This window comes from Streptomyces sp. NPDC058145 (assembly GCF_042884245.1).
GTDB lineage: Bacteria > Actinomycetota > Actinomycetes > Streptomycetales > Streptomycetaceae > Streptomyces.
Genome location: NZ_JBHVUH010000022.1, coordinates 62954 through 79627, shown reverse-complemented (window position 1 = coordinate 79627; position 16674 = coordinate 62954). Strand labels below are relative to the sequence as shown.

General features: G+C 67.7%; 15 protein-coding genes and 1 pseudogene. 8 read left to right on the top strand and 8 right to left on the bottom strand.

Going from position 1 to position 16674, the window contains the following annotated elements; translation table 11 throughout:
- Positions 1-231: 231 nt before the first annotated feature.
- Positions 232-825, top strand: coding sequence for a GNAT family N-acetyltransferase (locus ACFVVO_RS35470; protein WP_390060633.1), 594 nt, complete (start codon positions 232-234; stop codon positions 823-825).
- A gap of 467 nt (positions 826-1292) precedes the next feature.
- Here the strand turns inward: ACFVVO_RS35470 and ACFVVO_RS35465 are convergent, their stop codons facing one another.
- Entirely contained in the window at positions 1293-1490 is a 198-nt protein-coding gene (locus ACFVVO_RS35465) for a hypothetical protein (RefSeq protein WP_390060636.1), read from the bottom strand.
- Positions 1491-1596: 106 nt separating this feature from the next.
- Here ACFVVO_RS35465 and ACFVVO_RS35460 point away from each other — a divergent pair, with 106 nt between their 5' ends.
- Together ACFVVO_RS35460 and ACFVVO_RS35455 are read left to right on the top strand one after the other, a co-directional pair.
- Positions 1597-1836 carry a hypothetical protein gene (locus tag ACFVVO_RS35460; RefSeq protein ID WP_390060632.1) on the top strand — a complete coding sequence of 80 codons (240 nt, stop codon included), beginning with the start codon at positions 1597-1599 and terminating at the stop codon, positions 1834-1836.
- A 29-nt stretch (positions 1837-1865) separates the two neighbouring features.
- Positions 1866-3833, top strand: a complete 1968-nt coding sequence (locus ACFVVO_RS35455) for a cell wall-binding repeat-containing protein (RefSeq protein ID WP_390060630.1) — start codon at positions 1866-1868, stop codon at positions 3831-3833.
- A gap of 751 nt (positions 3834-4584) precedes the next feature.
- On the opposite strand, the gene ACFVVO_RS35450 is transcribed toward ACFVVO_RS35455, so the two are convergent.
- A complete protein-coding gene (locus tag ACFVVO_RS35450; RefSeq protein ID WP_390060628.1) occupies positions 4585-4926 on the bottom strand; it encodes a hypothetical protein in 342 nt (113 codons plus the stop codon).
- Positions 4927-5401: 475 nt separating this feature from the next.
- On the opposite strand from ACFVVO_RS35450, the gene ACFVVO_RS35445 reads away from it, so the two are divergent.
- From ACFVVO_RS35445 to ACFVVO_RS35435, 3 genes are all read left to right on the top strand, one after another.
- Positions 5402-5785 (top strand): hypothetical protein, encoded by a 384-nt coding sequence (locus ACFVVO_RS35445; RefSeq protein ID WP_390060626.1) that lies wholly within the window; start codon positions 5402-5404, stop codon positions 5783-5785.
- A 130-nt stretch (positions 5786-5915) separates the two neighbouring features.
- Positions 5916-6590: an HAD family hydrolase gene (locus tag ACFVVO_RS35440; RefSeq protein WP_390060625.1), complete on the top strand. Its 675-nt coding sequence runs from the start codon at positions 5916-5918 to the stop codon at positions 6588-6590.
- Positions 6587-7444, top strand: a complete 858-nt coding sequence (locus ACFVVO_RS35435) for a DUF1932 domain-containing protein (protein ID WP_390060623.1) — start codon at positions 6587-6589, stop codon at positions 7442-7444. The genes ACFVVO_RS35440 and ACFVVO_RS35435 overlap by 4 nt, the downstream gene beginning before the upstream one ends.
- Positions 7445-7481: 37 nt before the next feature.
- Here ACFVVO_RS35435 and ACFVVO_RS35430 read toward each other — a convergent pair whose 3' ends face one another.
- From ACFVVO_RS35430 to ACFVVO_RS35420, 3 genes and pseudogenes are all read right to left on the bottom strand, one after another.
- Entirely contained in the window at positions 7482-8042 is a 561-nt protein-coding gene (locus tag ACFVVO_RS35430; protein ID WP_390060621.1) for a guanylate kinase, read from the bottom strand.
- On the bottom strand, positions 8039-9079 hold the full coding sequence (locus ACFVVO_RS35425) for an AAA family ATPase (RefSeq protein WP_390060619.1): 1041 nt from the start codon (positions 9077-9079) through the stop codon (positions 8039-8041). Before ACFVVO_RS35425 ends, ACFVVO_RS35430 begins: the two co-directional genes overlap by 4 nt.
- Before the next feature lie 156 nt (positions 9080-9235).
- Positions 9236-9340: pseudogene (locus tag ACFVVO_RS35420) on the bottom strand (IS5/IS1182 family transposase); the annotation flags it as partial.
- Positions 9341-9766: 426 nt separating this feature from the next.
- Between ACFVVO_RS35420 and ACFVVO_RS35415 the strand changes: the two are divergent.
- Positions 9767-11248, top strand: coding sequence for a sulfatase (locus ACFVVO_RS35415; protein ID WP_390060617.1), 1482 nt, complete (start codon positions 9767-9769; stop codon positions 11246-11248).
- 1274 nt (positions 11249-12522) lie between these two features.
- On the opposite strand, the gene ACFVVO_RS35410 is transcribed toward ACFVVO_RS35415, so the two are convergent.
- Entirely contained in the window at positions 12523-12705 is a 183-nt protein-coding gene (locus ACFVVO_RS35410) for a hypothetical protein (protein WP_390060616.1), read from the bottom strand.
- Positions 12706-12907: 202 nt separating this feature from the next.
- Between ACFVVO_RS35410 and ACFVVO_RS35405 the strand changes: the two genes are divergently transcribed.
- Positions 12908-14839 carry a sel1 repeat family protein gene (locus tag ACFVVO_RS35405; RefSeq protein ID WP_390060614.1) on the top strand — a complete coding sequence of 644 codons (1932 nt, stop codon included), beginning with the start codon at positions 12908-12910 and terminating at the stop codon, positions 14837-14839.
- 397 nt (positions 14840-15236) lie between these two features.
- On the opposite strand, the gene ACFVVO_RS35400 is transcribed toward ACFVVO_RS35405, so the two are convergent.
- Positions 15237-15824, bottom strand: coding sequence for a hypothetical protein (locus ACFVVO_RS35400; RefSeq protein WP_390060612.1), 588 nt, complete (start codon positions 15822-15824; stop codon positions 15237-15239).
- Between the two features lie 89 nt (positions 15825-15913).
- Positions 15914-16609, bottom strand: a complete 696-nt coding sequence (locus tag ACFVVO_RS35395) for a DUF4190 domain-containing protein (protein ID WP_390060610.1) — start codon at positions 16607-16609, stop codon at positions 15914-15916.
- Positions 16610-16674 lie beyond the last annotated feature (65 nt).

Below are 16674 nucleotides of genomic sequence, written 5' to 3'. Positions count from 1 at the left end.
GGACTGCGATCTGCCATGACCGGCATTATCGACCCTCGTACCGACACCCCCATCGGTACTGAGCGTCACCGGTCCACAGAAGTTGGACCAGAACCGGTTCTCGTCGTGAACAGAGCCAGCACGGCATTCGTGCGGCCCTGCTCACGTCACGGACCGACCGGGTGATCATCACGTCCGCCGAGGCCGTAAAGCGATGGACAGCCCTGCGGTGCTGGGGCGAACATCTCCGCGATGAATCACGAACCTCTCTCCATCTCCAAACGCGTCCGTTTCGTCGAGCTCAGCGCGAAGGCTCTGCGGGCGCTTGCCGACGGTGACCTCGCCAGCGGCAGCGCCGAGGCCGGGGTCGCCCTTGACGAATACTTCGTCTGCGACCGGGCCCGCTGGATCTTCGGCTATCGCGCTGACCAGCTCGCCAAGGACCCGTCTGCCGCGCCCTGGATCACGCGGGCAGCGGTGTCCGAGCCGGACGGGGCCGTTGTCGGCGACGCCGGGTTCCACGGGCCACCGGACGAGGCCGGCATGGTCGAGGTCGGCTACACCGTCGTGCCCGGATATCGCCGCCAGGGCTATGCCCGCGCCGTGCTGAGGGCGCTGCTCGTCAGGGCCGCCGCCGAACCCGGTGTCAGGACCGTGCGGGCCAGGATCGGCTCCGACAACACCGCCTCCCTGGCCACCATCGCGGGCTTCGGTTTCACGCGCGTCGGCGAGCAGGGGAACGAGCGCGACGGGCTCGCGATCGTCTTCGAGGTCCCGGCAGACGCGATCCAGGCCAAGCGGCGTACGGCCTCGGCGGACATGGCGGGTGACCCGGTCGGCCCGTGACATGAAAAGGGCCCCACGGGTTGGGTGATTGTGAAGCTGACCTGGGCCCGTGCGGCCTGTTCCCATCCTGCCCTGTCCGGTGTCTCACGCGCGCATTTCGGTGAGTTGTTGGCCGAGCTCGCCAGTGCGTGGGGGGCCGCACGGCAGTCCACGCTCCGCGAGCCCCGGGGCGGGGAGCGTCGGCGGGCCGAGGGGGCCAGCTGAAAGCCCAAGCTGGTCTTCCTCGATCGGCTGCTGGTCACCCTGGTCCATCTGCTGCGCCATCAGTTGCCGCACGTGGTGCTCGCCGAGCTCTTCGAGGTGGACCGCTCCACCGTCTCCGCGGCCATCCGTCAGGTCCGCCCGCTGCTGGCAGCCCGTGGTTTCGCCGTGCCCGACCGGCCCGGCCTGCGGCTGAAGACGCTGGAGGACGTTTTCGCCTATGCCAAGGCGGAGGGCGTTGAGCTGCGGCTCGACGGGGCCGAGACTCAAGTCCGCCGCCCGCAGGCCGGCCGCCCCAGGCGCCGGGCGTTCGTCTCCGGCAAACGCAGCAGAACACCGTCAAGACCACCACGTTCAGCGACCACCAGGGCCGCCTGCTGCTGTCCGGCCTGGTCCGCCCGGGCCGAATGCACGACCAGACCGCCGTGCGCACTGAGCGCATCGCCGAGCAGTTCCGTACCCATCCCGGCGTGAAGGCGAAGGTCGATTCCGGCTACCTCGGGCTGGCCAAGGAGTTCCCCGGCCAGGTCAGCGCCCCGCCGAAGAAGCCCAGGGACGAGGCGTGCGACGGTGACAAGCACGCCTGGGGTCCGGCGGCGCCAGTCCTCGGCGCGGATCTGTGTCGAGCACACCAACGCCGAACTCCGCCAGTGGGCAACCCTGCGGCGATTTACCGGACGCCGCGAGACCTACGCCGAGACCCATCTTGCGATCGCCTCACTCGTCTCCAACCGATCCGCGCATCGGGCCACCCACCGCCGGACGAGCACCGACCTCGTCCTCGTCCGCGTCCGCGACACCGCCTGCTGATCACCCACCAGCCGAGCCAGCAGGTCAGCATGACTGAAACTCAATTTCCCCCGAGACTCGCCGGGCTCCCGGGCCAGGCGACCGCCGACACCGCCGGCTGGCCGGCCACGGACGGCAGGCTGCTGTACAACGAACTCGGCTCGCTGCGCTACATCAACCCCGACGGGACCAAGAGCGCCCAGTTCTACGAGGCCGCGAATCAGGCCGCCTGGTCCGCCGACGGCAGCCAGATCGCCTACGTGGGCTCCGCCGACGGCCGTCTCCGCACGAAGACGTACGCCCAGGAGTCGATATCGGGCGAGGACATCGTCATGCCGGCGGGCAGTGGCCGGCATCCGACCGATCCGACGTTCTGGTACGGCGGAGGCGACATGGTCTTCACCGTCGGAGGCCGACTGCGGGTGGCCGTGGCCAATAGCGCCCGCGCTCCTCAGGCCCTGTTCGGCACCGATGTCGACGGCTGCGACTCCAAGGCCAGCGGCGCCGTCAACGGCAAACTGGCCTTCGTGCGCACCGGCACGAGCTGCTCCACCACCGGCACTCCGGCCGTCTGGGTCTACAACGGCCCCACCAAGGCGTTCACCAAGGTGGCCGCCAACGCGGACGAGCCGAGCATGTCCCCGGACGGGCAGTCGCTGGTCTTCACCCGCAGCGTCGCCGGACACAAGCAGCTCTTCACGGTCAAGGCCGACGGCACCGGGCTGACCCAGGTCACCACGGACCCCGTCGACCACAACCGTCCGGCCTGGTCGCCCAAGGGCGACCGGATCGCGTACGACACCTACTTCACCGGCAGCGCGGACACCGCCAGTGGTTCGCAGATATGGATCCCCGACCTCGCCGCGGGCACGGAGACACGTGTGCCCATGGCCGACGGCACGGACGTGGCCTGGCAGCCGCTCCGGAAGAACGCGATCTCCCGGGTCTACGGCACCGACACCTACGGCACCAACATCGCGTCGTCCAAGTGGACCTGGAACACCCTCGGCAAGAGCGTGCCCGGCCTGATGAACGCGAGCGCGGCCGTCCTGATCAGCAAGTCGGACTCCGCGTATGCCACCACCGCGACCTCGCTGGCCGGCAAGAAGCACGGACCGGTGCTGATGACCTCCCGCACGGGCCTGGACTCCTCCGTCCAGACCGAGCTGAAGCGCATGCTACCCAAGGGCAAGACCGTCTACCTGGTCGGCGGAACCAGCATCCTCAACAGCTCGGTGGCGTCCAAGGTGACCTCGCTCGGGTACGTCGCCAAGCGGCTGTCCGACGTCTCGCGCTACTCCACCTCGGTGGCCGTGGCCAAGACGATCACCAGTGCGCCGAAGTACGTGTTCCTGGCGACCGGCACCGACTACCACAACGCCCTCGCGGCCAGCTCCGCCGCCGGCGCCATGGGCACCTCGGGCACCGCAGTCGTACTGCTGCCCCAGGGCTCGACCATGACCGCGTCCGTGTACGGCTACCTGAACAAGTACAGCCCGAGCACGACGAAGATCATCACGGTGGGGGTCGACGCCGAGTCGGCGCTGGCGAAGGCGTACAACGCCGGCAAGCTGCCGCACTGGCCCGGCAAGTACAGCTACTACCGCTTCGGCGGCAGTCCGGCGCCGGTCGCCGCGAGGCTCGCCGAGTTCTGGTGGTCGTCGCCGTCGGACGCCGCGGTGGCTTCGGTGAACAGTTGGACCGGTGGCGTCTCCGCGTCGTCGGCGATGACCACGTTCGGCCCGCTGCTGTGGACCGACGTCACCTCGCTGACGTACGACACCAAGTGGTACATGATGCGCACGTCGGCGAGCCTGAACCACGTGGCCGTGTTCGGCGGCAACGGCTCCGTCGACGCGAAGGTGGTCCCGTTGATCGGCAGGGCCATCGGCGTGGACAGCACCTACGCGTACACCCCGTACTACAAGGGTGACATCCCGCAGACATCGGCCTCCCAGCCGTTGTCCGCGAGCACCGGCAAGCCCGTTCCGAGCCCGGATCTGACCCGCTCAAGGTGACAGTCTCGAAGTGACCCCGCGTCCGGGCCGCCTTCCTCCCGTAGGGCGGCCCGGACCACCGGCGGATCGGCCGGGGACATCTCGCGAGCGCGGGCCGGTGCGCGCGGAGGTGTGCGCCACCGCGACCCGTGTCAGCAAGAACAGGGCTGAGGATGCCGGTGTGGACGCCGAACAAGTGCAAGGCCTCATCGAAGTCCTGCTCACCCCCAGCGCAGACATCGGTTATCGAGACGACGCCGCCATGGATCTCTACGCGACGTGCGATCTCCGTGCGCGCGCCGCCCTGCGGGGGCCGCAGTCCCAGTAGCTCGATCAAGCCGCCCTCGCACGCCTGTGCATGAGAGGGACATGCCGAACGATCTGGCAGGGGCCGGTTTGGGAGAGCAGCGGGTGCAGCGACAGTAAGGACTGGCCTGCCCTTGGTCTCTTCCGCGTCTCCCAGGAACAGCACCGCTGACGCATGAGTGTCTAACTGCGTGACAACGCCGACGGACAGCGGCGGACACACACGGACGCCTGCGGACCATCACAGCAGGTCAGAGGCACATCGGTGCAAGGTCGAAGGCTCCCTCAAGTTGTTCGGGACGAAGAAGTCACCGCGCAATGTCTCGTCACCGCGCTTCCGCCGTCGCAGCTTGCTCTGATAGACGCCGATCAGCAGCGTGACTGATGCCGGTGGGGGCAGCGCTACACACGCGCGCCTGATCGGTTGACGCACCCGCCATCGTGGCTGACTGTCGTCGGCCGGGGCTCAGACCTGGGTCCGCCTCACGCCAGTGCACGCGATCAGCCTGCTGCCGTCATGCGTGAGGAACAGCATGAACGTCCAGGAACCATCGGCAGTCCTAACCTGCCCCAGGCGAACCGGCTGCTGATGCCGACCGAGCAACTCCACGGCGCGCTCCAAGTCCGTGGTCTCGATGCCTCGGCGACGCGTGTGCAGCAGTCTGCGTCCATAGGCACGGGCGAGCGACTCGGCGGACGTAGCCCCGTCCCAGACCACGTAGGGGCCGCCGCGGCGGAGCGCAGCCAGGGCGGCCACAGACGCCTCACCGCTGTCGACCAGCAGGCGTTCGAGTCGTTCCCGTTTCATACCCGTCACCCCCACCGGGATCCTGCTGTACAGCAGCCGGGTACAGCAACCACAGCAATCGGCCCCACCCCGTAGCGCCCCCTTGAGGCCAGAACGCAACCTGTATGACCGTCTCCGACCCATCTCTCTAGAGCAACGGATCAGAAGGTGCGGACGTGGTGTGCGCACCATGGCCGCACCACAAGCGCGCCAGATCGAGCGGGGAACAGCGAGGAATCACGGTGAAAGCAGGCGCCCGCATGTCTCACCCCGAAGGCTGGGCGCCACGACCCCGCCCGGGGTCACTTCAATCAGCGCACGGCGCGACAGGAGTGTCACGGGTAACGGTGATGGTCCATGTTCACCGAACTTCATCGAGTGTTGGCGCGATACAGGCCTGGGATGCCCGACGCTTATGGAACTGCCGAGTGACAGCACTGTGGGAAAGGTGGCGTTCCCACAGCGCTGTAGACGTTGTGCGCCGTGGGACCTCTGGGTGCCAGCATGGGATAAGGTCCGCTCCCAGAGGTGGATACCGCTCTTCGTCACCCTTGGTTCTGTCCTCGTCGGCACGAGCCTGCTCCTGGCGCTCGACGCGCCCCACGAGGTCGTCGCCCTGGTCGCCGCCATGATCGCCGGCCTGGTCCTGACCATGGCGGTCACCGTCTGGTGGAAGGTCAGCGTCCACACCGCCGTCGCCTCAGGCGTCGCCGTCGTCATCACCGTCGCCTACGGCTGGTGGGCCGCCTTCCTCTTCCTCGGCGTCGCCGCCGTCGGCTGGTCCCGGGTCTCGCTGCGCGACCACACGACGGCACAGGTGATCGTGGGCACCATCCTGGGCGGCACGGCGGCAGCCGTGGTGTTCGCCGGACTGCGCTGACCCGTTCGCGCAGGTTCCCCGCGGACCAGCGGACCGAGAGGATGCGCTGGTGGGCCGGGCGGCCGCATCCGGCTCATGGTCGACGAGGCCGTCCGGCCTTACGGCGAGCCCGCGCATTAGGCTGCGGCATGTGCAGCGCCCTCTTGTTCTGTTCGACCTCGACAACACACTCGTGGACCGGCGGGGAACCCTCGCAGACTGGGCCGCCGAGTTCACCACCCGGCACGCTCTGGAGGGCAAGGAGCAGGCGCACGTGCTGGGCATGGTGGCCGAGCGGGCCTATCCGTCCACCTTTGACTCGATCCGCACCCGGTACCGGCTGTCCATGTCGACCGTGGAGCTGTGGGGCGCGTACTGCGCAGACATTGCGGACATGGTGTCGTGCCCGGCCGAGGTCCTCGACGGCTTGGACGAGCTGCGTGCGGCGGGCTGGCGAGTGGGCGTGGCGACCAACGGTGCGGTCGACATCCAGCGCGCCAAGCTGCGGGCCACCGGTATCTCCGAGCGTGTGGACGGCGTCTTCGTCTCCGAGGAGGCCAACGCGCGCAAACCACAGCCCCGGCACTTCGCCCTGGCCGCGGCCCGCTGCGGCACCGTGCTGGGTGACGGCGGCTGGATGGTCGGCGACAACCCAGTCAACGACATCGGCGGCGGACGCTCCGCAGGGCTGCGCACCATCTGGATCGATAGCGACGGCTCTTGGCCGGCGGACGATCCCGGGCCAGACCACATGGTGTCGCATGCCCGCGCCGCCATCGATTTCCTGCTTCTGCACGCCGCCGACCACGCGAGGACCACGGCATGACGGACACCATCGGGTTGCTGCACCCCGGCAGCATGGGATCCGCCTTCGGCGCGCAACTGCGCGCCCGCGGCCACATCGTGCTGTGGTGCCCTGACGGACGCAGCGACGCAACCCGCCGCCGGGCCGAGCGCGTGGGCCTCGAACCCGAGGCACTGCCCGAGCTCGTCTCCCGCTCCGACGTGCTGCTCTCCCTGTGCCCGCCGGCCGCCGCGGAGGAGCCTGCCGCTCAGGTGGCCGAGCTCGGCATGCTTGGCACGGGCACGATCTATGTCGAAGCGAACGCCGTCACGCCGTCGCGTGTGCAGCGCATCGCCGACCGCCTAGCCCCGATGCCGGTCATCGATGCCGCGGTGGTCGGATCGCCTCCAGTGGGCGGCAAGATTCCGGTGCTCTATCTGTCCGGCCCCGGCAAGCAGGTCGCCCGGATCGCCGAACTCTTCGCCGGAACCGATGTGCGAACCCACGTCCTGGGCGACAACATCGGGCAAGCCTCCGCACTCAAGCTCGCGTACTCCAGTTACCAGAAGGTCTCCCGCGTACTGGCCGCCGTGGCGTACGGAGCGGCCGAGTCGTACGGTGTTGAGGACGAGCTGCTGGTGATCGCAGCGAAGCGCACCCGTAGCTACCTCGTAGAGACGGACTACATCCCCAAGACGGCTGCTCGCGCCTGGCGTTGGGGACCAGAGCTTGAGGACGCGGCGACACTTCTCGCCGACGCGGGACTGCCGGACTCCCTCATGCATGCCGCTGCCACGACGCTCGCCCGGTGGGACGGCAACAGAGACGAGCGACTGAATATCGCCGCGGCACTCGAAGCCCTGCGCGGTGAGCGAGTCCTGGACGAACAGACTTGAGCAGGTTGCATCCGCTGGATCGCTGACGTCCTGGCCGTCAGGGGCGAGGTGATGTGGTGCGGACGATGTCGTCAATCTTCCTTGCGGCTTCACTGGCTGCCGTCATATCCGTGTCCACGCGCAGCTCCCACTGAGCCTGCGGGTATACCGCAAGGTCGGCCTGGGTGGCGTCCCACGCGGCCAGCCGAGCCGCCGTGTCGGTGTCGCCCCGCTGCGGTGAGCGTAGGGCGGTGGTCTCCTTGGAGCACCACAACAGAACGCGCACCCAGTGCGCCGGGAAGACGGCGGCCACCTGCTCCATCCCCACCATCTGACCGAGGTGGACGATGGGGATTCTGCCGCCTTCCATCGCCTGTTCGAGGCAGGGCCGGTCGACGATGTAAACGTTGCCGTACCGGTCGTTGCGGTAGATGACGTCGCCGCGTGCCTCCAGGGCAGCCAGCTGCTCAGGCGTGCCCATCCGGTAGCCCTTGGTTTTCCCGGTCCCGATCTTCAGCCGGGTGAACAGCACATACCCTCCGCCGAGTTCGGTGAGTGCCGCCGTGATCGTGTCTTTGCCTGCCGCCGGCGGTCCGTACAGCAGGATGCCCTGCCTCATTGGAACACCGTCCCGAAGACCTGACGCACCTGGTCCGTAAGTGAGATCGCGGCCCCAAGCCGGTTGTCGACCACCAAGTGCGGTGTGACGGGCCGCAGTTCGAGGTCGATTCCCTCAGCGTACGTGTCCCAGTTCTGGAGCTTCCAGCTGTCCCGGGCGGCGGACCGGAAGCTGATGTACTCGTGCATCGTGTCGATGTCGCACTGGATCCAGATGACAACTACGGTGACGCCGCGCGCTTCGCAGCGGTTGATCAGGCGTCGCATCCACCGAGGATCGGTCGCCTCAGCGATGAACGGCGCGGAGAGCACGGTGCTGATCGCACAGTCGATGTTCGCGTACGCGGTCTCCAGCAGGCACTGGTACTCCAGCGGACGGACCTTCTCCCGGTAGAGGTCGGTGTGCCGGTCATTCGGCTCACTGCCCATCTCCACGAGGAGGCGCTCAACAAGGGGGCGCGTGATTGGATCCTTGTCGAGGACAGGCCAGCCGGTGAGCTGGGATATGAAGCGCGCGAACTCCGATTTTCCGCTGCCCGCGTAGCCCCCGACCATCATCAGGGTCGGCTTGTTCGGGTCGCCGCCGGTGTGGCGGCGCTTCCAGGCGTCGAGGATTCGCTGCTGTGCGCCCTGCCCATCCGTGTCCTCCGTGCCGGGCGTGAGTTGGAGCAACGCGCGCTCCACAGCCAGCACGTGGGCTCCGTTGTGCGGTTCACTCGACGCGGTGAACTGGAGCTTCCTGGCCTCGTCGGGCAGAGCGTTGCGAAAGCCGAGCTCAGGCTCGGTCGCGCGGTACAGCAGGCAGTACGCGCGACGGTAGTGCGGTCCGGGATAGACCTCGCCCTGCTCGTGCTGCCACAGCGTCTGGAAGTTGGCGGCCGGCACCGCGAGCCCCGCGGCGCGGGCCACCTCACGCAGTTGCTCGCCCGCGCCCTCAAGCGTCAGGCCGTGGGCTTCGCGTTGCTGTCTCAACTTGTTTGGGCGCCATCCCTGGCGACTCTTGCCCACTGCGCCTACCGCCTGCCCATCCCTGGTCATGATCCGGAGCCTAGGCCAGCGCGTGTGTAAGCGGATGTTGAAAAGTCAGACCAACCGGCCATGAGCCGATGATGAGCAGGGTCGGCAACAGCTCGTGATACTCCGCGCCCCTCCGAATTGCTGTCATGGCCACACCGACGCGGTCGTCGCGTACCCGCTTCGGTGGTGCGGCGGGAGTTTGCACCGTCGGTCACCCTCACGGGTGACGATGAGCATCGTGACCCACTCGACGAGGGCATGCGGGAGGTCGAGTGCGGCAGGTTAGGGAACCAACAGGGCTCCTGGACCGGCAGGTTGAGACTTCGAACACCTCCCCCAACGGCACGGGGGCTTTGTGCGTTGCGGCCCTCACCTCGACCTCACCGGCGTCACCCGATCAGTGGCCACGCTGAAAACGCTCAGTGGACGGCCTTGCCCGAGTACGACAGCTGGACGCGAACAGGTAGCAGGTCACCAGCTCGCCGGCGAGCATCACCGTGACATTTTCGAAGTAGACCTTGGCCTCGGCACCGGGCCTGTGGGACGCGCACCTCGGCTGATGAGCTGGGCCCTTCGGCACAAGGAATCCACAAGAAGCGCTCTTACTCTCGTTGGCCCACCGACCGGCAGACTAGTGGGAGTTGAGAGTGCATGCACGGATCGTCACCAGGTAGGAGTGCGGCAGGGCAGGTCCTGCTGTGGGTTGCCGTGGCCGCCGCGCTGCTCGTCGGGTGCTCGGCAGCGCCCGGCAAGAGCGCGGCGGTCGGGGCGTCCGCATCCTCGTTGGCGGGGAGTTCTGAACAGGGTCGCAAGCCCAACATCATTTATGTACTCACCGACGACCTCTCCTGGAATCTCGTGCGGTACATGCCGCACGTTCAGCAGATGAGCAAGCAGGGGACGACGTTCTCGAACTACTTCGTCACCGACTCGCTCTGCTGCCCCTCGCGTTCCTCGATACTCACGGGGCAGTACCCCCACAACACCGGGGTCTTCACCAACAACGGGGACGACGGAGGCTACGGCGCCTTCATGAAGAACGGCGACGAGAAGAAGTGCTACGCGCTGGCTCTTCAGAAGGCCGGCTACCGCACCGGCTTCATGGGCAAGTACCTCAACGGCTACCAGCCGAAGGACACCAGCGGCACCGATCACCCGTACGTGCCTCCGGGCTGGAACGAATGGGACGTGGCTGGCAACGGGTATCCAGAGTTCAACTACGACCTCAACGAGAACGGCAAGGTCGTCCACTACGGCCATGACCCGCAGGACTACCTGACCGACGTGGTGTCCGCCAAGGCGGGCTCCTTCATCGGTTCCTCGGCGGCGGACGGCAAGCCGTTCATGCTGGAACTCGCCACCTTCGCGCCGCACGAGCCCTCCACGCCCGCGCCCCGCGACGCCAACAGCTACCCGGGGCTCAAGGCACCCAGGAGCGCCGCCTACGATCGGCTGCCCGCGCAGGCGCCGAAGTGGCAGGCCGATCTCAAGCCCCTGAGCGACAAGGAGAAGACGCAGATCGACCGCAAGTTCGCCAAGCGGGTCCGCTCGGTTCAGGCCGTCGACCGGTTGATCGGCCACCTGGAGGACGTGCTGAAGGAGAAGCGGCTCGCGGACGACACGTATCTGGTCTTTGGCTCGGACAACGGCTTCCACATGGGTGAGCACCGGCTGCGGCCGGGCAAGCAGACCGCTTTCGACACCGATATCCGCGTCCCCATGATGGTGACAGGACCGGATGTGCCGGCGGGGCGGACCGCCTCCCAGCTGGTGCAGAACACCGATCTCAATCCGACGTTCCAGCAGCTCGCGGGGCTGAAGACGCCCTCGGCCGTCGACGGTCTCAGCCTTGTCGACCTCTTCCACGGATCGTCGCCGAAGGACTGGCGTGAGTCCGTTCTGGTCGAGCATCACCATCCCGGAACGTCCAAGGGCGATCCCGACGCGGCTCCGAAGGAGAGCGGCAATCCGCCGACGTACGAGGCGCTTCGGACCGCGGACAGTCTCTGGATCGAGTACGCGGACGGGGAACGCGAATACTACGACACGCAGGCCGATCCCGCTGAGCTTAAGAATCTCGCAGGCAGTCCGAGCGACGGGAAAGAGAAAGCCCTGCACGAGACCTTGACCGCGCTCGCCCGTTGTTCGGGCTCCGAGTCCTGCCGGGACGCGTCGCGGCTGCACCAGTAGCCGTCATCGGGCTGCGCTCGGCGGCATCCGGCTGCACATACACGAAGACCCCGCATCCAGCGCCCTGACAGGTGGCGGGGTCTTCCGCGCTTCATGCGAACTGTTCCCCGGCACGATCTGAGCCTGCGAACACGGCTCCGGAGGCGTCGGTCCCATCAGCCATGGGCACTGCCCGGCGGCGCATCCCGTGGAAGTCTTCCTATGCTTGGCCGCCTATAGGCAGGACTCAACCTGCGGCGTCATAGCCGGAGTCCCCGGTAGACGCCCACGCGGTACGGGGTTTTGGAGAGCAGTTCGGTGTCGTGGGGCTTGATCTCGCAGAAGAGCATGCTGCTGATCAGGCCCTTGGCCGCATGATGGCGTCGATGCGTTTCCCGGCTCCGCCGAAGATGTTGGCGCCGGTGGTGACCCGGCGGTACCTGAAGTACAGCGGCGACGCGATCCACCCAGGAAGCGAACGCCTCGCCCCGCATTGCGCAGGGCACCGCCGGCAGGCGACGGGCCCGGGACACGGCGACAAGCCGACCGCCGGACACCCCGGGTACCAGCGACACCCGGCCATGGGCTGATCGCCTCACGCTCCGCCTCCCCAACGGCAGGCGGGGGAGGAACTGTCCGGCCGGACACAGAACAAGCGTCGCTGCTGACCGTCGGCAGGACTACCGCTCCAGGATGGAGATGCGGGTGAGGGACGCATGCGCGCGAAGGTGCCAGCCACCACGCCGTCCAACCGCTACCCGGCCCACGAAATACACCGATCGGCCGCACCTGATGCAACATCCGTCTGAGCGTTCGCGCAACTACTCGACACAGAATGCTCGATCGGATGATTCCCGCCGTGCGGCGCTACTGAACAGTTCACTGCGCTACTGAACTCTTCGCTGCGCAACGCACTTTCGATTACCGCTCAACAGTCCGCCTGATAACGAGACATCGCGGGGACGGGGTCGCGACGGCCCGAGCAGGTCGAAACGTCCATTGATGTACCGTATAGCGCTGAGCAGTTCACTGCGCTGCCGAACCACATGCTGAACTCTTTACTGCGCTGCTGAACTCTTTCGTGCTGTTCAACACAACCTGTCGGACGAGAGAAAAGAGTTCAGTGCCCGGGGCTCTGACCTGGGCACTGAACTCTTCTCTGCGCAGCTGGGATCGGGGAAATGCGCACTGATCTGTTCAGCGCGCAGACCCTGGGGGATGTCTTCCTGGGCACAGCCGACAACCAGGCCTGTGGGAAGTGCCGGTCCGTGACGTAGCAAGCGCTGATCACGTGGTCAGTGGTAGGCGCTGACGGCTGTCAGGTACAGGGCGCAGGCGGTGCCGGTGGCGCTGCCGCCGATCAGGAGGGCGGTGGCGGGGTGGATGCCGGCGCGCCAGGCGGTGAAGGCGGCGGCACTGCCGATGTGCAGGGCCACCGACAAGGCCAGCAGCAGGCTCAGCGTCTGGAGCGTAGACATCGCGGTCTCCTTGGATGAGTGGTCCCCTCCGCTGTGTGGACCAGATGGGAGCGACGGTGCCTGTCCGTGGGCATGTCCTGCCGCTGTCTGCCTCAGAGTTGGACAGATCTGCTGCCGCGATGCTGGTCGCGGACCTGGGGACTTCAGGGTCCGGCGTGTCCGATCAGGACACGCCGGACACCGGCACGTACGGGGGCGAGGGATGGGCAGGACGCCGGACTTCTTCGAGGACCTGCGGCGGGTAGGTGCGCTCAAGAAGCGCCTCTTGGGTGGTCGGCCGTCGGACAATGAGCTATCCAAAATCCCGCGGCCGCCGGTGTCCCGTGACACGGTCGGCGCGTGGCTACGCGGGGAACGCTTCCCGCAGCGGCTAGAGCCTTTGTGGGCCGTCCTGCAAGAGATCCGGGCCGAGTCTGACCGTCAGGACTGCCTGGACAGCCCGGCTGATGGGATATCGGGCGAGAGCGTTGCCGAGCTGCTGGCCGAGGACCGTTGGCGCAGGACGTGGCGGACCGAGCAGGAGCGTCGGACGCGGATGAACCAGGAAGGGCTGGAACGCCGGCAGGCCCGTAGCGCTCTGGACGGCGAGGAGCGGCGGGCTCGTCAGGCGGCGTTGGCGGATCGTCCCCGCCCGGTACGGTCCTGGCCGCCGAAACGGCTCGGGGTCCACCCGGCCATCCCCGGGCGTAGCTCCATGTCGAATGGCGCCGACTTCGTACTGCCCAGCTACGTGCCACGCCCCCACGACGACCATCTGCACGCACGCCTGGCCGCCGCGGTGGCCAACCGTGAGCCGCTGCTGGTGGTGGTGCGCGGAGAGTCATGCACCGGCAAGACCCGTACCGCTGTCGAGGCACTCAAGGCGGCGCCGGACGACTTCCAGCTGCTCTTCCCCACAGACGCCGACAGCCTCCTGGCCATGCTGGCCGCAGATGCCCTCGGCCCGCGCACCGTGCTGTGGCTGAACGAAGCCCAGCACTACCTGAACGGCTCCGTCGGCGAAGCCGTCGCGGCCGCACTGCTGCGCCGCCTCGATGGGGACGGTCCGTTCATCGCACTAGCCACCCTGTGGCCCGACCACGACAGGGCCCTCACCATCGCACCCGCCACCAGCAGCGACGACCCTCACCGGCAGGCCCGGACGCTACTGGCTCAGGGCCACTACGTCCACCTTCCCAACTCCTTCGCCGACCACCTGGACGCCGTTCGCCGCGCCGCTGCTCATGACGCGTCCCTGAACGCCGCCCTGGAAAACGGAGGAACCTCCATCACCCAGGTCCTGGCCGCCGGACCGGACTTGGTGGCCCGCTACGAACACCCCGACGGCCCCCACGGCAGCTACAGCAAAGCCCTGCTCAGCGCCGCCATGGACGCCCACCGTCTCGGCGTCACCGGGCCGCTGCCGCTGGCCTTTCTTCACGACGCGGCGCCCGGCTACCTCACCGGGACCGAACGCGCCGCCGTCGACCCCGACACCTGGTTTGTCGACGCCCTCACCCATGCCAGAACCCTGGTCCGGCAGACCATCAGGCCGCTTCAGGACGTGCCCCGCTCCTTTGGGATGGGCGCGCTGTCCGGCGTGGTCACCCTTGCTGACTACCTCCAGCAACACGGCCGTCGCACCCGTCGGCTCCTCTGCCCGCCCGCCGCCTTCTGGGACGCGGCCACCCACCGCCTCACCAAGCCCGACGACCTCAATCACCTCGCCGGCGCTGCCCTCCACCGGCACAGGCACCGCCACGCCGCAAACCTCTATTGCGCCAGCGCCGACGCTGGAGACATCTACGCCCTGGGGATGCTGGCGCGGATGCGCGAGGAGGCCAAATCCGGAGCCATCCACCTGTCGGCGCATATTTGGCACGACCCGGAGCCCGGGGAACCGAACGGCTTATCCGTGAGGCCGCCGAAGCCGGCCACTCAGGCCCTGAGGAAGCAGGCGCGGATTCGGCAGGACGAAGGAGACGACGAGGGGGCTGAACGGCTCGTCCGCAAGGCTGCAGACGCCGGAGACCTTGCCGCCTACTTGGGGCAGTTAGGGCAGAAGTATTGGCGTTACGGCCTTGAAGCAGACGGAGCAGCCTCACTGCCATGGGTATGGCCAGAACCGCGGACGGTTGCCAGAGGCTCATCGTAGGCGGCCTGACCCGGGTGAAGTCCTGTTTAACGCTCGAACCCGGTGGCGCGGAAGACGCCGAGCGAGGAAGCTCTGAGAGTCGCCGTAGCTGACCGCCTCCCCCAGCATGAAGATTCGCGATGCTCGGACTGGACGTGCTCGGCTTCCGCGGCCGCATCGGACGCTGAGCCGGCAGGGACGGGGCAGTACCCCGTCGGGGCAGGTTCTCCGGGAGTCGGTAGGGACGCCGAGCGCTTGTGAAGCGTGTGCCCAGGTCTACGCCCCGGCCAGGCGGGCCAGGGCGAGGGAGACGATGTGCCTGCCGGTCGAAGCCGACGGCCTCGCCGAGGTCGCCGACGGGAAACAGCGCGTTCGAAACTCGTTCCGCGGGGTCCCCCGGAATCGCGGGGAAGGACCTTCACATACTGCTCAGCGACCGGGCGTAGTTGATCTGCCCCATGATCGCCGGGAACGCGCCGGGACCCTGCGCCGGGACCATCGTGGAGTGGTGCCGGCCCGCACTGGTCACGCTGACCTGGATGTAGCCGGTGGTCCGCTTCTCCTTGATCAGCAGGAAGAGCAGGCCCAGCAGGCAGAAGAGGAGGAAGACGACGGCGAGCACGACGGCGTGCGTTGGGATCCGCTCCTCGGTGTGCGACAAGTCGGTGGCGTTCCACACCGCGCCGCGCAGCGGCAGCTGTCCGGCCGGGGTGATGATCTGGTCGCCGGTCACCATGATGTCGCCGATCGCCAGCAGCACGCCGCCGCCTACGGGCCCCGGAGCCGCGAACGCCCCCGGAGCCGCCTGCTGCTGCGGGAACCCGTACCCCTGCGGCCCGGGCACCGGGTAGCCGTAGCCGGGTGCGCCCGCGGGCTGGACCGGGTAGCCGTAGCCGGGGCCCGCCTGGGGCTGCGCGGGGATGCCCGGGGGCTGCGCGGGAGACACCGGAGGGTGCCCAGGTCCCCACTGGTCGCTCGCGCCGTTCTGCGGATGCGACTCGGTCATGCATGGTCTCCTTGATCCAGCGAGCCCCGCCGCTGCGGGGTGCGCGGCGGGGCCTGGGGGTGGTGGTCGGCGTCGCGTGACGTCAGCGGTCAGAAGTCAGTTCGGGACGCCTTGATGGTCTTGCACTCGAGCTTCTTGGCGTCCTTGATCTCGTCCGCGGTCACCAGCGCACCAGCGTGCTTGTCGGTGAACTTCTGGCCGGGGGCGAGGTTCTCGGCGGTTGACATGAAGTCGTCGACCTTCTTGCCGTCGGCCAGGACCTCGCCCTCAACGAGGTACGAGTACCGGCGGTCGCCGTTGTTGGCGTAGTCGACGCGGATGGCCATCTCCTTGATGCCGAAGTCGCCGGTGACCACGTCGCACTTAGTGACCTTGAAGTCCTTCATGACCTCGGACTTCTTGGCGCCGCCGGTCTTGGACTTGCCGTTGCCGACGGTGGTGGAGTCGTACGACTTGTCGAGCTCCTTGCTGGCGTTGTCGACGGCGGAGAAGAACAGGGCGTTCATGGCGAAGAACATGATGATCGCTACGGCCGACGTGACAAGGCCGGTGATGCCGGCGCCCTTGCCCTTGCGGACCTTGCCCGCCTTGGAGAGGCCGATGGCGCCGAAGATGATGCCAAGGATCGCGAGCGGCCAGACGACGACGTTGAGGACAGGGATGAAGCTGACTACGACGGCGATGATGCCGAGGACGAGTGCGGTGGTGGCCAGGCCGTTGCTGCCGGGCTGCTGGGGCTCGCCGTAGCCGGGCTGCTGGGGCTGGGGCGGGTACTGCTGGCTCATGGTGCTCCCCACGGGTTTCTGCTGTGTTGGCGCGTGGGTGACCGGTGAAGGACCTGTGTGGTTGC

What these genes read in the sequence shown, in the direction of transcription:
- ACFVVO_RS35400 (WP_390060612.1), bottom strand. Translation starts at nt 15,824, where the DNA reads ATGACCGAGTCGCATCCGCAGAACGGCGCGAGCGACCAGTGGGGACCT.
- ACFVVO_RS35435 (WP_390060623.1), top strand. Translation starts at nt 6,587, where the DNA reads ATGACGGACACCATCGGGTTGCTGCACCCCGGCAGCATGGGATCCGCC.
- ACFVVO_RS35425 (WP_390060619.1), bottom strand. Translation starts at nt 9,079, where the DNA reads ATGACCAGGGATGGGCAGGCGGTAGGCGCAGTGGGCAAGAGTCGCCAG.
- ACFVVO_RS35405 (WP_390060614.1), top strand. Translation starts at nt 12,908, where the DNA reads ATGGGCAGGACGCCGGACTTCTTCGAGGACCTGCGGCGGGTAGGTGCG.
- ACFVVO_RS35410 (WP_390060616.1), bottom strand. Translation starts at nt 12,705, where the DNA reads ATGTCTACGCTCCAGACGCTGAGCCTGCTGCTGGCCTTGTCGGTGGCC.
- ACFVVO_RS35430 (WP_390060621.1), bottom strand. Translation starts at nt 8,042, where the DNA reads ATGAGGCAGGGCATCCTGCTGTACGGACCGCCGGCGGCAGGCAAAGAC.
- ACFVVO_RS35470 (WP_390060633.1), top strand. Translation starts at nt 232, where the DNA reads ATGAATCACGAACCTCTCTCCATCTCCAAACGCGTCCGTTTCGTCGAG.
- ACFVVO_RS35450 (WP_390060628.1), bottom strand. Translation starts at nt 4,926, where the DNA reads ATGAAACGGGAACGACTCGAACGCCTGCTGGTCGACAGCGGTGAGGCG.
- ACFVVO_RS35455 (WP_390060630.1), top strand. Translation starts at nt 1,866, where the DNA reads ATGACTGAAACTCAATTTCCCCCGAGACTCGCCGGGCTCCCGGGCCAG.
- ACFVVO_RS35395 (WP_390060610.1), bottom strand. Translation starts at nt 16,609, where the DNA reads ATGAGCCAGCAGTACCCGCCCCAGCCCCAGCAGCCCGGCTACGGCGAG.
- ACFVVO_RS35465 (WP_390060636.1), bottom strand. Translation starts at nt 1,490, where the DNA reads ATGGGTACGGAACTGCTCGGCGATGCGCTCAGTGCGCACGGCGGTCTG.